Consider the following 12,543-nt stretch of genomic DNA (forward strand, 5'->3'; position numbering starts at 1 on the left):
TCTTACAGCGCTTACCGAAGGAGTCGTCCATACCCGGCACTCGGAAGGTATCTGGTTCTAATAGTACGATACCATGACTTTAGTTCTTCGGTGTTATCTGTTAACAACTACAAATGTTGGACTGAGTGCTGGACACACCGAAGAATGAAGAATGAAGAATGAAAATGGGGCGACCCGCAAGCCGGTTACTTAAAGACAGAGGAGTAACATAAACGGAACGCGGTAATGAGCAGTTCATCGCCGCGTCCTACGAATAAACGCCTATTTTCGAAGGGAGGCGGAGGAAATTTTTTCGGACGCTGAAGTAAGCGTATTCATGGATGAGCTTGAGGAGAAAATACAGATCCTGAATGACAACTTCCTCCTTTTGGAACGGGAAGGCGGAAGCCAGCAGGTTCTGCAGGAAATATTCCGGGCGGCTCACACCGTTAAAGGCTCCTCCGCTATTATGGGTTACGACGGGATGTCCCGTTTAACGCATGAAATGGAAAACCTTTTTGACCGGTTGCGCCAGGGGCGGGCTACAATTTCGGGCGAAATGATCGACGTTCTTTTCGAGGCCCTGGATGCTTTGAAATCGCTAAGGGATGAAATTACCGGCCAGGGAAAACCGGCGGACATCGAACTGGTAATAAAGAAGATTCAGCGGCTTTTGGGGGATGATGAGGACGCAAAAGATGAGGTTAAAGTAACCGGTGATCCCGCTCCGGTGCCGGGTTCCGATGCCCCGCCGCTGGGCGGATACGCTGCGGAGCTTACGGAGGCGGAGGAAGAGGTTATCCGGGCGGCCAGTTTTCGAGGATTTAACGCTTATAGTATCTATGTTACGGTTGAGCCCAGGTGCCAGATGAAATTCGTCCGCGCTTTTCTGATCTTTCGAACCCTTCAGGAACATGGGGAGATTATCAAATCAGTGCCGCCGGCCGAAGAAATCCAGGAAGGGGAATACGATACCACTTTGGAACTCGTACTTCTAAGCCGGGACAGCGCTGAGCGAATAAAACAACTGGTGCTTACCATTTCCGAGGTAATAGACGCCGCAGTGGATCCGATTATGCTTGCAGCGGTGCAGCCCCAGGCGGACGCGCCGGGCGAGATTCCGCAAAAGGAGCGGGAAGAGGAGGAAGGGTCCAAACAAAAGAGCGCTTCTGCGGAAATTAAAGGGGGCGAGGAAACACACAAGCAGGTAAAGACGGTAAGGATCGATGTACAGAAACTCGATAGTCTGATGAACCTGGTCGGGGAACTGGTGATAGACCGCACCAGGCTTGACCGTTTTGCCGAGGTGTTCGAAGACCGTTATAACTCAAGCGATTTGACGGAGGTTTTAAGGGATATTTCCACCCACCTTGGTCAGTTGACAAACGACCTTCAGGAACAAATCATGAAGGCAAGGATGCTGCCGATCGCTCAGGTCATCAACCGCTTTCCACGGATGGTGCGCGACCTTGCGCATAAGTTGGACAAGGAAATCGATTTTGTTGTGGAAGGCAAAGAAACGGAACTTGACCGGAATGTGCTCGAACTGATCAGTGACCCGCTCATCCATCTTCTGCGGAACGCCATCGACCACGGTATTGAACCGCCGCAAGACCGCGTCGCCGCGGGGAAGCCGCACGCAGGAACAATCAAGTTAAGGGCTTTTCATCAGGAAGGCAATATCATGATCACCGTTGAGGATGACGGGCGGGGAATGGATGTGGAAAGAATCCGCGATAAAGCCGTGGAACGAGGTCTTGTGGACCGTGAGGCCGCGGAACGGCTGTCGCAGCAGGAAGTCCTGAATTTCATATTCTTACCGGGTTTTTCGCTGGCCAGACAGGTTACGGACCTTTCCGGCCGCGGTGTGGGAATGGATGTGGTGCGCGGACAGATCGAACAGATAAACGGCCACGTTGAGATGTCGACGGTTCTAGGGCAGGGAACGAAATTCGCCATCCGACTGCCGCTTACACTCGCTATTATTCGCGCCTTGATGGTATTCGTGAGCGGGCAGATTTTTGCTTTCCCGCTGGCTAACGTTATGGAAACCATTTACGTATCAAAGGATGAGGTGCGAAAGATCGGGGATTCAGAAGTCACCGTGGTACGGGGACAGGTACTGCCGCTCGTTTCCATGGCGGGGGTTCTGGGTCTTCCGGAAGCTGACACGTCAATGATGTTTGTGGTAGTCGTCGGTTCCGGCAACCAGCGCCTGGGGGTGGTGGTGGCAAATCTTTTGGGCGAGCAGGAGATTGTGATTAAGTCGCTCGGCCGCTACCTGGGGAAGGTTCCATGCGTTTCGGGAGCCACGATTCTGGGTGACGGTAAAGTGGCGCTGATTGTCGACGTAAGGAGCCTGATCCAGGAAATAGCGCAAAGCATTAACATAGAGGAGGCGGCACATGCCGCCTGTTAGGGTTATGATGGTCGACGACTCGGCAACGATACGCCAGGTGGTCGGCCGGATGCTATGCCAGGACCCTGATATCGAGGTGATTGGAACGGCGGCGAACGGCCAGGAAGCGCTTGACCGGCTCCCGGAACTCCACCCGGATGTCGTGGTCCTTGACGTAGAAATGCCGGTACTTGACGGACTGGGTGCTTTAAGGAGGATGATGCAATCGCAGCCGGTACCGGTCGTCATGTTGAGCGTCCATACCCGAACGGGCAGCGAGGCGGCACTGGAAGCTTTGTCTCTCGGTGCGATAGATTTTGTTTCGAAGCCTGAGGAAGGCAGTAGGCTGACTACGGTAGTGGACGAATTGGCGGAAAAGGTCAAAATGGCCGCCACTGTTTCGTTGGAAAGGATTGATGCAAGGGTCGGGAGTAAACCAGGGGCAGGAACAACCTCAAGGGTTACCCGTGCAGGCTTTTCTTCAACCGGGTCGCGGCGGGAACTTGTGGTCATCGGTTGTTCAACCGGCGGCCCTGCGGCGCTGCAGGCGATCGTGCCGGGACTGCCGGCGGATCTTCCGGCGGGAATAGTGATCGTACAGCATATACCAGCCGGTTTTACATCGAGCCTTGCCGAACACCTGGGTAAACGCTCGGCGATCACGGTTAAACATGCGGTTGACGGCGATCTGGTTCACCCGAGCCGGGTACTTATTGCACCTGCGGGGGCTGACCTTTTGTTTCGCGGCCGGCCGGGCCGGTTGACAATCAACCTGATTCCCCGTGAGAAGCGCTCACGCCCGGGGATCTTTCACCCTTCGGTGGACGGAGTTATGACTTCAGCCGCGCGGGTTTGCGGCCCAAGGGTTCTGGGGGTTTTGCTTACCGGTATGGGAAAGGACGGAGCGCTTGGAATGAAAGAAATCAAGAAGCATCAGGGCCGGACGATAGCGGAGGCGGAAGAAACCTGTATAGTTTTCGGAATGCCCAAAGCGGCGATTGAAGTCGGGGCTGTAGACAAAGTAGTTCGTCTGCAGGACATAGCCCGGGAAATTATTAATGAACTCTAAAGTTTTCGAGTATTTGCCCGATTTTAATAATAGAGAGACCGATGAGGGGACTGATGAGCCATGAAAATCGGACCTGCAAATGGACCGGATGCCGCCAAGGTTTACGGTATCCAGCAGAGGTTGTCGAAGAAAACCGAGAAGCAGGAACAAGGTGGTCGGATCGCCGATAGCTTTGAGCCATCAGTTGAGATAAAGGAGTTGCCGTTATTCAAGGAGCGCCTGCAGGAAATTTCCGAGGTCAGGGAAGATCTGGTCGCCCGGCTTCGCCAGGAGATTGCGGCGGGTACTTACGAACCCGACCCGGAACGGATTGCGAAAGGGATATTGGAGGAATTAAACCTGAACCGGCGGTAATAACCGCCGGTTTTCAACAGCGTTGATTAACAACATATAAAGCAATTATTTCTTGTCACCAAGTTTACGGTCACTGAAAAGCATGGGACTGCCAGTGACCGCAATTCTTTGCGTAAGAAGGTTGAAGGTTTCTAAGGCAACAGGGATTGGCCGGGTGAGGCCCTTTGAAGGTGATTGGTAAAGATGAAAGTCGGAGCAGGCGGCTTACAGTCACAGGTAATGTTTGAAAGCGACGCGGCCCGGCGCGAGGGGATCGCCCGCAGCGAAGTCCAGGCACGCACGGAAGTAGCTCCTGAGCTTCGGAATGTCCCCGACGTCGAGAGGTTGGTACGGTTGGTTGAACAGCTTAATAACGCAGCGGTCATGTACAACTATCCTTTTAGATTTCGAACGAAAAGGGTAAAGGATTCGGTCACTGTTTTGCGTTATGAGGATGATGAACCGGATTCGGAGGATGAGGTTTCACCTGAGGAACTGGAAACGATTAGGCGGCGGCTCGAACGGGAGGGCTCTCTGGACGAGAGCGTGTAGTCGCAAGTCGCGGTGCGAGTTAAAAGTCCTCAGTCCTGAGTCGAAAGTCCTCAGTTCAAATGAATCCAGAATCCAAGAGAAATGGTCTTATACCGGCTACCGATTACTGTCTACGTCTACTAAATTACAAACCGGAGCATATGCGAAAGGTGAATGAGATGAGCGATTACTCTAAAGAAGGCACTAAGATCGATAAATTCTACGACTCGCTGGAGGGGTTGCTCCGCCGACAGGGGGAGATAGTGAAGGCGTTGCTGAACGGCACGGAGAAACAGATAAACGCCCTGCGCGACGCGGACTCGGATGCTTTGATCAAACTGGCCGGGGAACAATCGGACCTTGTCGGTGAGCTGGCCCGGCTGGAGGGGATCAGGTATGAGTCTCAGGTAAATGTCGCCAAGGACTTCGGGTTAAAACGCGACGCCTCTCTGCGCGAGTTGCTCGACCGGGCTCCGGAAAGGCAACGCGTACACCTTACGACGTTAGGAAAAGGCTTACGGGCCGATTTGCGGGCTTTGCGCGAGGCGTTGGACATCTGCCGGGTCATGACTTGGCGCGGCCTGCAATACAATACCCTACTCATGAGGGAAATCGGCCTGGTCGAGGACAATACTTACGGATCCGAGGGTGAGGTTAGTCAGGCTAAGCCGTCGCAAGCGATCGACAGTGTAGTATAGAAAGAGCGGGGGGTTTGGGATGATTTCAACATTCTTCGGTCTTGAGATTGCCAGGCGCGGCATTATGGCGGGACGGACAGCGATGGATACCGCCGCCCATAACCTTGCGAACGCCGATACCGAGGGGTATACCCGCCAGGACGCGGTCCACGCCGCCACATCACCTTACACCTATCCGACGAGGGAGCAGATAATCGTCCCGGGCCAACTCGGCACCGGCGTCGAAATCACCACTATCCGCCGCGTCCGGGACGAGCTTCTTGATAAACAGTTGCGTAACGCTTTGGGGGAGGCGGGTTACTGGGAAGAGCGGGAGGACGCCCTTTCGCGCGTAGAGGCGGTTTTCCCCGAGCCGTCGGAATACGGGCTCCAGAGCTTAATCGGTAAGTTTTTCAACAACTGGCACGAGTTGAACAACAGCCCGCAGGACGTGGGTCTTAAGGCCGCCGTGAGGGTAGCGGGCGAGGAACTTACGGTTGCCGTGCGGCAAACGTACGGCCAGTTGGAAGAAAACGAGCGCAACCTGAGGGAACTGGCACAGGATCAGGTCGATACAATCAACAGCGTCGCTGAAGAGGTCGGCAGCCTGAACCAGATGATTCAGAGGCTGGTGCTCATGGGAGCGCAGCCGAACGATCTTATGGACCGTCGTGATGTGCTTCTCGACAAGCTGGCGGTCATAGGCACGCAAACGGCGGAAATCCAGAGTGACGGTACCGTGGTGGTTTCCCTGTTTGGGAAGGAACTGGTGCATGCGGACGGCACCTACGAAACGGTAACTATTGAGGATCCTTTCGCAGGAACTGAGGACAGTCTTGTTCTTTCTTTCTCATCGGGTGAAACAGTCGACATAACCGCGGCGGCTAATGCATATACCCTGTCGGGCTCCCTGGTGGGCGTCGAAAGTTCCAGGCAGAAGGTCAAGGGTTACATGGAAGATCTGGACACCCTGGCCGACACGATCCGTGACGAGGTGAATACCGCCCACGAGACCGATTTCTTTAACCCGGCGTCAACCGGGGCGGCAGACTTTGACCTGAGCGACGATGTTAAAGACGACCTCAACAACATCGACGGCACCAAGGCCCTGGCCGTAGCCGGACTGCGCGACGACCTGGTTATGGCGGACGGCACCGCGACTTTTGAGGGCTTCTACCGGCAGCTTGTTACCAGGATAGGCGAAGACATGCGGGGCGCCGGCGAACGCACCCTGGGAGCGCGCGTCGTTAGTGAACAGCTGCAAAACCTGCGGCAGTCGGTTTCCGGGGTGTCCGTGGACGAAGAGCTGACAAAAATATCTCAATACCAGTACGCCTTCCAGGCCTGTTCGCGTGTGGTCAGCATTATGGACAGCCTTCTCGACACCTTGATTAACCGGATGGCGGTATAGAATTAGTAGTCAGTAGTCAGAAGGTGGAAGTCCGAAGTTGCGAGTCGCGGGTTATGGGTTGCGAGTTAAGTCCTAAGTCGAAAGTCCTCGGTCCTTAGTCAGGGATCGGGGAATGGGAAACACGGGTTTGGGGGTACGGGTTTAGGAAATAGGAACCATCGTCTTCATATTCTCAAGACTAAGGACTGACAACTAGGGACTCGGGACTAAGGAATTTGGAGGGGAAGCCGATGCGGATAAGCCACAGCATGATCGCCCAGAACATGATGCGGTACATACAGACCAACCTTGAGGGTCTTACTAAATCGCAGGAGATGATGTCCACCGGCAGGAAGGTCAATAAGCCCAGCGACGATCCCCCGGCGACTAATAATATTATAAGTGTACATACCGCCTTAGATATTAACCACCAGTACACGCGTAATATCAATGATGGTTTGGCCTGGCAGAACCAAACGGATGCGGCCCTCGGATACGCCATGGATCTCTTACACCGGGCACGAGACCTTGCGGTACAGGGCGCCAGCGGCACCCTGACGACCGAGGATATGCAGGCGATAGCCCGCCAGGTCGATGGTGTTATTGACGGTATGGTTACCGTAGCAAACAGTAACTTAGGCAGTAAGTACATTTTCGCCGGCACACAGAATGCGACGCCTCCTTTTACGGTAAACAAGGTGGCCGAAACAGTAACGTATAACGGCAACACCGACACAGTCTTGCGGGAAATAGCCAGCGATTTTACGGTGCAGGTTGACGCGGGAGGAGCGGTCTTTGGGGCCACAGGTACGGGAAGTGTCACCACCGGGGTGTTTTTTACGTTATTCCAGCTTCGTGACGCGCTCGACGCAGGGGATAACGCCACGGTAAGCAGTACAATAGGAGATGTTGATCAGAGGATCGATGAGATACTTGTGTATCGCGTGGGGACTGGTTCGCGTACCAACCAACTGGAGTCCTTAAAGTCCCAGCTTGAGGACCAGGAGGTTCGTTTTACCGGTGTCCTTTCCGGCTTACAGGACGCCGATATCGCCCGAGCCAGCATCCAATTCGGCCAGCAACAGCTCGCCTACGAAGCTACCCTTTCCGCCGGAGCGAGGCTTTTGCAAACCTCACTTCTTGACTTCTTGAAGTAATATTGGTTGCGGAATTACGTTAAAGAAAGGAAAGGCAGGGGATAAGTCTAGAACCCCTGCCTTATTTGCGGTCGTCCAAGAACCTGCCCGTCGTCTGGGCGTGTTTCAAATATGCCAGTACATTCTTCCCTTCACGCATCTGACGCAGCAACCGGGCAAGTTCTTCCCGGTGGGCAATTAATAACCCGCCGGCCCACTCGTTCAACTCCCCGATTTCCGCCTGCAGCAATATGCTTTCCTGTCCGTCGGCCGTGTTTTCAGGAGCGCATTCTTTCAGATCGTCGATTAATTTCTGGCGGGTAGCAAGGAGTTCCATGATTTCGTCCACCGGACGTGCGGCCTCTTCGTTTTTTTCCTCCGCCGGGAGACACAATCCTTCGGCCGCAGCCGCTAACCTTCTGGTGGTTTCGAGCATCTCTTTAAGGATTGCCAACCTTCCCGCCATTATTCTTCACCTTCGTCTGCTTTTCCGTTGAGAGCTTCCCGCCAAGTATCACGAAGCTGATCAAGAAAAATAACCGCTTCCTTTATCAGATCTGTATCTTTACTCATGTTTGCTTGAACCAGGCAGCGCAAAATAAATTCATAAAGAGTGGCCAGGTTTTTGCCTACCTCGATTTCGGTGTTTACGGTCGATGCAAGATATTCGACGATGTCTTGAGCGCGAATCAGGGAATGGTGCGCGGCAGGAAAATCACGTTTATCTATATGTGCGGCTGCCTGCCGGGCAAAGCGGGCGGCGCCTTCAAAGAGAGACAAGGCAAGACGGCCCTGATCGGCGGTTAGGATTGCGTTATCGTGGTACTGCTGGTATGGATTGGTGAGTGACATAAGGCGTTAACCTCCTTGAGATTGTTTTGTCAACCAGGCGCTCTGTGTGTTGAATTGAGCTATCGCCTGTTCCATTGCCGTAAACTGACGCCAGTAGCGCTCTTCCAAAGTTGTAAGACGATCCTCCGTGTCGGAGATCCGGTCTTCAAGGTCACGAATAGACTCGGCGATGTAGCTTTCGTCAAAGAGTGAAAAAGTACTTGGATATCCCGCCTCATCGGTTAAGCGGTCTGCGAGTTTGTTAACCTCGTCGTAGAGCCTTACACCTATGCCCTGCTGTTCGTAGGTGTACGCGTCATCATCCGCCGTGAAAAGACGCATGACTGCATCCGGGTTGGTGCTGATCGCCTCGCGGAGCTTCGTTTCATCGACATATAGTTTGCCGCCTTCGAAATAGTATCCTGTTGAAAAACCAATCCCGAATATCGAGTCAAAACCGGTCGTAAGTCCGGAGACTGCGGTTGTGAGCGCTCGGCGCAATTCACTCACACCGCTGAAGAGGATTGAATCACTGCGAAGCAATCCGCTTTTTGCTTTTTCTTCCCACTGTTCGATCTGCGTGTCGGTCAGCTCTTCTTTTTGCTCGTCTGTCAGCGGGAGATAATCGGAATAACGTGTTTCATTGAGCTCGTTGTTAATCGTCGAGATTAACGAATTGAACTCTTCTACAAACGTGGTAATGGTATCGACCACTTCATCGACATCTTGCGATACCGTAACTTTAACAGCACTGGCTGTTGTTTTCAGCAAGTTAAAGGTGACGCCGTTTAAAGCGAAACTGTTTTCGGTCGGGGTATGCGTCACCACATCCGGTAGGCCGTCAATAGTTATTGAAACGTCGGCGTTGCTGCCGGTTAGTATTTCCTCCGAGTCGCCGGGATTGGTAAAGTAGCTCGTAAACTTTAAGTTATCGAGCAGAAACCAGTTGGAGTCTACAATTTTATATTTGTTGTCGCTGTATTGCCCTGTTCTTGACGTCGAAAGAAGGATACGGTCGGTCAGCGGTTCATAGACCGCGGATATTTCGCCGGCGGTTTGCGTTTCGATTTCGTTGAGCACATCGTTAAGGGTGTCGGTCGGGTCAACATTTATGGTAAGGGTAGCGTCTTCAACTTCCGCTCCTAACTCGTCAGTTTTGTATGTTACGATTTGAAAAGAAGTGGGACCGGCTAAACCGACGGAAGAAGACAGTTGCTCGTCAGGGTCAAAACTCGCACCGAAAGTGTCACTGTACAGTCTGCCGACACCGGCGAGGCTGTTTACCGTTAAGTTGTATGCAAGAGCCTGTGCGGATGAACTTGCGGTAGCTGTGACGGCTGTCGTATCAGCAGACGTTGCTGTTTTGGCCAAATAGGTGCCCTGGAGCTTCATTTTCAGGGCGTAGTTGCTGCGAAAATCTACCAGCGCCTGGTTTATTGTCCGGTAGTCAGCCTGTTTCCATAGCAAAGTCTGCTTTTTCTGCAGCATACGATCAAGGGGTATCCGGGCTACCTTCATAAGATCTTTAACCATCTGATCGGTATCCATACCCGAGGCAAGCCCGGCTACCCTATTTATTATTGATAAGTAGCTCATTTAACCGGCCTCCTTTTAAGCGTGCTTGTTTACGAGCAGACCGACCAATTCCCGGATTTGCGCCACAAGGTTCAGTACCTTTTCCGGCGGCACCTCGTTTATCACCTTGTCCGTTTCCAGGTCGATAATCTGTACCATATACTCGCGTGTCTGTTCGTGCATTTTGAAATGGTACCGCCGCCCGAAAGCGTGTGCCGTTTCCGACAATTGTTGCAGCGCTTTCTTCACATCGTGTTCGGGTTTCTGCTGTTTTTCGATTTCACTCGGCTGATCCGGTTTCGATTTTGACGGTTCCAGATTGACTTTCTCCACCTGGTTATTTTCTGTTTGCGCAGGTTGCACCGGAACCTCGAGTTGTGCTTGTCTTACAGGCAAAACCGACATGAGTTTCACCGCCTTTCTTACCGTTAGCAGTTTTCACATACTTCCGCGTTCTCAACCTTGTCTGTTGCAACCAAGTCCTTGACGGAGTTCACCATCTGCTTGCGCATAAACTTTGCCGCTTGGAGGTATAGGCCGTATATGGCGTTAATCAGCTTGACCTGTTCCTTCAAGCTCGCGTCTTCCGGGAGTTCGGCGGCAAATTCCGTTTCAATCGTCAACATGTCCAAAAGGTTTGTAAGTTTGGTTTCAGCGTTCACCGCTTTTATCCTGGAGTTGAGCTCTTTGGCACGCTTCCTTAGAAGATCGAGACTGCCGCGCACGAACGCGCTTCCGGCGTGCCCCTTGTTTTCACTGTCCCTATCCGCCAGGCCGCTGATTTTATCTACCTTTTTAGCGGCAGTTAAAACACTTTGCAGTTTTTTGATAAGCCCTTTAAACTTCCGCGCGGTTTTATTGAACTCTTTAGTTATCCGCTCCCGAATAGCGGGATCCGGTTGGTTTTCTTGGTGTAATTTATTTATTGTTTCTAAAACCGGGAACTCTTCATTGAAGTATCCATCAATGGCTTCCTTAAAGGTCATGATTTTTGCACCGCGCTTTATTGCGCCGCCTTCCGTAGCATCGATGATCAGCCGGTCTTTATGCAGGGCGAAAAGCTCTTCGAAACGGACGATGAACGTGTGGAAGTTCCGCATGGTAACAACTTTGCCGCCGCCGATGGCGGGTACTTCGAACATATGTAAATTAGTTGACGTTGTGTCTACTTTATGGTCTTCATAAGCCGTGCCTTTCGAGTGTGTATAACCGTTGGTGAAAGAGAGGTCCTGGCCTATGAAAACAATAGGATTTGCGCCGATAAGGCACGCGACACCGAAGGCCGCGATGGCCACGGAACCGCCCGGTTCGATGTACCCTTTGTCTCCGTATAACTCTTTGAGCCATGTTGTAAAAAAGCTGGTGAAAGAATTAAAAACAAAACGCCGGCCTTCGAAAAGAGGCGGTATCTTATAATGGGTTTGAGGTTCGTAACACAAGAATTCTTCGGTTGTCGGCAACCCTTCAAAGAGCTTGAAATTTAGTTCGGTGGGGTCCAGGGTCACCACAAGGTCTGGGTGGATTCCTTTTGCCAGCATGGCTTTTAACGCCGTGCCGACGGCTATTATCACGCTTTTACCTTTCGCTTCGGCCAGGAGGTCGATGTTTTTGCTCAAGGACGGTCCTGCAGCCACGACAACCGCAGGCTTGCCCGCAAACGCGTCTTTAAGGAAGCTGATCCCCGGATCCGAGGTAACTGCTTTTAAGTTGGCAAAGTTGTTTTCCTGAACAAAAAAGTTCAACGTTTGCGCTGTCTGCATGTCTATAAGCAAAAGGGAAACGTAATCCCGGACCCGGGCGGATATCGTATCGTAAAATTCAGGGTCCAGGCGGAGCGAAGCGGGATGCTCCACCATTACCAACCCGTTCCGGAATTTATCGCGTTTGCGGTAGACAAAGGTTTTGGTCACATCTTCGGATCCGGTGATATTCAACCTGTCCCAAGGGATGTTCTCGATGTTTTCCGGGTTATTCTGAAACCACTCCCTCAACTGAGGGTGACCTTCCACAACGAAAATCTGCGCGTCGGGTTTAGCAACCCGGAGCACTTCATGTATATGATAACCGAGACCAAGCCCAAGACAGATAATGGCGCTCGCTTCTTTTACAGAAGGGTACCGTTCCACAAGGCGTCTTGCCTCCGCTACCGGATCATGGGCACTGTGAAGCAAAAAAGCAGCGCCGTCAGAAGGATAAGCTCGCGCGGTAGGCAGGCCTTTTTTCCCCTCTATGAATTCAATTACTGCATCTGGCATGTTGATGCACCGCCGTTATCATACTGTGAAAATATATCCGCCAGCTCGAATTCCAATATATCCGCAAGAGTTACCATGTCGTTTGCTTCCAGGGCTGAAAACACAGGCGGGTAAATCTGTTCGAGTTTTTCACTTAACCCCAGAAAACCGTTGCAGTATAAGGTGCTCCCGTCTGCCTTTACCAAGAGGTCTAAACCCTGGTGAAAATGTTCCAGCGCCTCGAGGACTTCATATAATCCGTTGAGGCCGCGGCCCGTATCTCCCCGCTGAAGCAGGGCGGCCACTTCTCTTGCGGCTTCTGCAAGAGTCGGTATTAGTTCGTTAAGCCTTTCTCTTAAGTCCTTTAAAACCTCATTCGCCATCCTGTAC

General features: G+C 52.3%; 13 protein-coding genes. 7 read left to right on the plus strand and 6 right to left on the minus strand.

Annotated features, from left to right (window positions below; translation table 11 throughout):
- Positions 1-316 precede the first annotated feature (316 nt).
- The 7 genes from AB1500_00270 to flgL all read left to right on the plus strand — a co-directional run bounded on the left by AB1500_00270 (position 317) and on the right by flgL (position 7,534).
- Positions 317-2,398 carry a chemotaxis protein CheA gene (locus AB1500_00270; protein MEW6181601.1) on the plus strand — a complete coding sequence of 694 codons (2,082 nt, stop codon included), beginning with the start codon at positions 317-319 and terminating at the stop codon, positions 2,396-2,398.
- Entirely contained in the window at positions 2,385-3,446 is a 1,062-nt protein-coding gene (locus AB1500_00275; protein ID MEW6181602.1) for a chemotaxis response regulator protein-glutamate methylesterase, read from the plus strand. The genes AB1500_00270 and AB1500_00275 overlap by 14 nt, the downstream gene beginning before the upstream one ends.
- Positions 3,447-3,506: 60 nt before the next feature.
- Positions 3,507-3,800: a flagellar biosynthesis anti-sigma factor FlgM gene (gene flgM, locus AB1500_00280; GenBank protein ID MEW6181603.1), complete on the plus strand. Its 294-nt coding sequence runs from the start codon at positions 3,507-3,509 to the stop codon at positions 3,798-3,800.
- Between the two features lie 183 nt (positions 3,801-3,983).
- Entirely contained in the window at positions 3,984-4,331 is a 348-nt protein-coding gene (locus AB1500_00285; GenBank protein MEW6181604.1) for a hypothetical protein, read from the plus strand.
- Positions 4,332-4,471: 140 nt separating this feature from the next.
- On the plus strand, positions 4,472-5,008 hold the full coding sequence (locus tag AB1500_00290) for a flagellar protein FlgN (protein ID MEW6181605.1): 537 nt from the start codon (positions 4,472-4,474) through the stop codon (positions 5,006-5,008).
- Between the two features lie 19 nt (positions 5,009-5,027).
- Complete coding sequence (flgK, locus tag AB1500_00295; GenBank protein ID MEW6181606.1) at positions 5,028-6,398, plus strand: flagellar hook-associated protein FlgK; 1,371 nt, start codon at positions 5,028-5,030, stop codon at positions 6,396-6,398.
- Between the two features lie 230 nt (positions 6,399-6,628).
- Complete coding sequence (flgL, locus tag AB1500_00300) at positions 6,629-7,534, plus strand: flagellar hook-associated protein FlgL (protein MEW6181607.1); 906 nt, start codon at positions 6,629-6,631, stop codon at positions 7,532-7,534.
- 61 nt (positions 7,535-7,595) lie between these two features.
- Here flgL and AB1500_00305 read toward each other — a convergent pair whose 3' ends face one another.
- The 6 genes from AB1500_00305 to AB1500_00330 are packed head-to-tail and all read right to left on the minus strand — an operon-like array spanning position 7,596 to position 12,536.
- The gene (locus AB1500_00305; GenBank protein MEW6181608.1) at positions 7,596-7,979 is read right to left on the minus strand and encodes a hypothetical protein; all 384 of its coding nucleotides are present in this window, start codon (positions 7,977-7,979) and stop codon (positions 7,596-7,598) included.
- On the minus strand, positions 7,979-8,365 hold the full coding sequence (gene fliS / locus AB1500_00310; protein ID MEW6181609.1) for a flagellar export chaperone FliS: 387 nt from the start codon (positions 8,363-8,365) through the stop codon (positions 7,979-7,981). The genes AB1500_00305 and fliS overlap by 1 nt, the downstream gene beginning before the upstream one ends.
- A 6-nt stretch (positions 8,366-8,371) precedes the next feature.
- Positions 8,372-9,940 carry a flagellar filament capping protein FliD gene (gene fliD, locus AB1500_00315; GenBank protein ID MEW6181610.1) on the minus strand — a complete coding sequence of 523 codons (1,569 nt, stop codon included), beginning with the start codon at positions 9,938-9,940 and terminating at the stop codon, positions 8,372-8,374.
- 15 nt (positions 9,941-9,955) lie between these two features.
- Positions 9,956-10,324 carry a flagellar protein FlaG gene (locus AB1500_00320; protein MEW6181611.1) on the minus strand — a complete coding sequence of 123 codons (369 nt, stop codon included), beginning with the start codon at positions 10,322-10,324 and terminating at the stop codon, positions 9,956-9,958.
- Between the two features lie 23 nt (positions 10,325-10,347).
- Positions 10,348-12,174 carry a 6-hydroxymethylpterin diphosphokinase MptE-like protein gene (locus tag AB1500_00325; protein ID MEW6181612.1) on the minus strand — a complete coding sequence of 609 codons (1,827 nt, stop codon included), beginning with the start codon at positions 12,172-12,174 and terminating at the stop codon, positions 10,348-10,350.
- Positions 12,159-12,536: a hypothetical protein gene (locus tag AB1500_00330; GenBank protein ID MEW6181613.1), complete on the minus strand. Its 378-nt coding sequence runs from the start codon at positions 12,534-12,536 to the stop codon at positions 12,159-12,161. The genes AB1500_00325 and AB1500_00330 overlap by 16 nt, the downstream gene beginning before the upstream one ends.
- Positions 12,537-12,543 lie beyond the last annotated feature (7 nt).

Source organism: Bacillota bacterium (genome assembly GCA_040755295.1).
GTDB lineage: Bacteria > Bacillota > Desulfotomaculia > Desulfotomaculales > Ammonificaceae > SURF-55.

What these genes read in the sequence shown, in the direction of transcription:
- AB1500_00270 (MEW6181601.1), top strand. Translation starts at nt 317, where the DNA reads ATGGATGAGCTTGAGGAGAAAATACAGATCCTGAATGACAACTTCCTC.
- AB1500_00275 (MEW6181602.1), top strand. Translation starts at nt 2,385, where the DNA reads ATGCCGCCTGTTAGGGTTATGATGGTCGACGACTCGGCAACGATACGC.
- flgM (MEW6181603.1), top strand. Translation starts at nt 3,507, where the DNA reads ATGAAAATCGGACCTGCAAATGGACCGGATGCCGCCAAGGTTTACGGT.
- AB1500_00285 (MEW6181604.1), top strand. Translation starts at nt 3,984, where the DNA reads ATGAAAGTCGGAGCAGGCGGCTTACAGTCACAGGTAATGTTTGAAAGC.
- AB1500_00290 (MEW6181605.1), top strand. Translation starts at nt 4,472, where the DNA reads ATGCGAAAGGTGAATGAGATGAGCGATTACTCTAAAGAAGGCACTAAG.
- flgK (MEW6181606.1), top strand. Translation starts at nt 5,028, where the DNA reads ATGATTTCAACATTCTTCGGTCTTGAGATTGCCAGGCGCGGCATTATG.
- flgL (MEW6181607.1), top strand. Translation starts at nt 6,629, where the DNA reads ATGCGGATAAGCCACAGCATGATCGCCCAGAACATGATGCGGTACATA.
- AB1500_00305 (MEW6181608.1), bottom strand. Translation starts at nt 7,979, where the DNA reads ATGGCGGGAAGGTTGGCAATCCTTAAAGAGATGCTCGAAACCACCAGA.
- fliS (MEW6181609.1), bottom strand. Translation starts at nt 8,365, where the DNA reads ATGTCACTCACCAATCCATACCAGCAGTACCACGATAACGCAATCCTA.
- fliD (MEW6181610.1), bottom strand. Translation starts at nt 9,940, where the DNA reads ATGAGCTACTTATCAATAATAAATAGGGTAGCCGGGCTTGCCTCGGGT.
- AB1500_00320 (MEW6181611.1), bottom strand. Translation starts at nt 10,324, where the DNA reads ATGTCGGTTTTGCCTGTAAGACAAGCACAACTCGAGGTTCCGGTGCAA.
- AB1500_00325 (MEW6181612.1), bottom strand. Translation starts at nt 12,174, where the DNA reads ATGCCAGATGCAGTAATTGAATTCATAGAGGGGAAAAAAGGCCTGCCT.
- AB1500_00330 (MEW6181613.1), bottom strand. Translation starts at nt 12,536, where the DNA reads ATGGCGAATGAGGTTTTAAAGGACTTAAGAGAAAGGCTTAACGAACTA.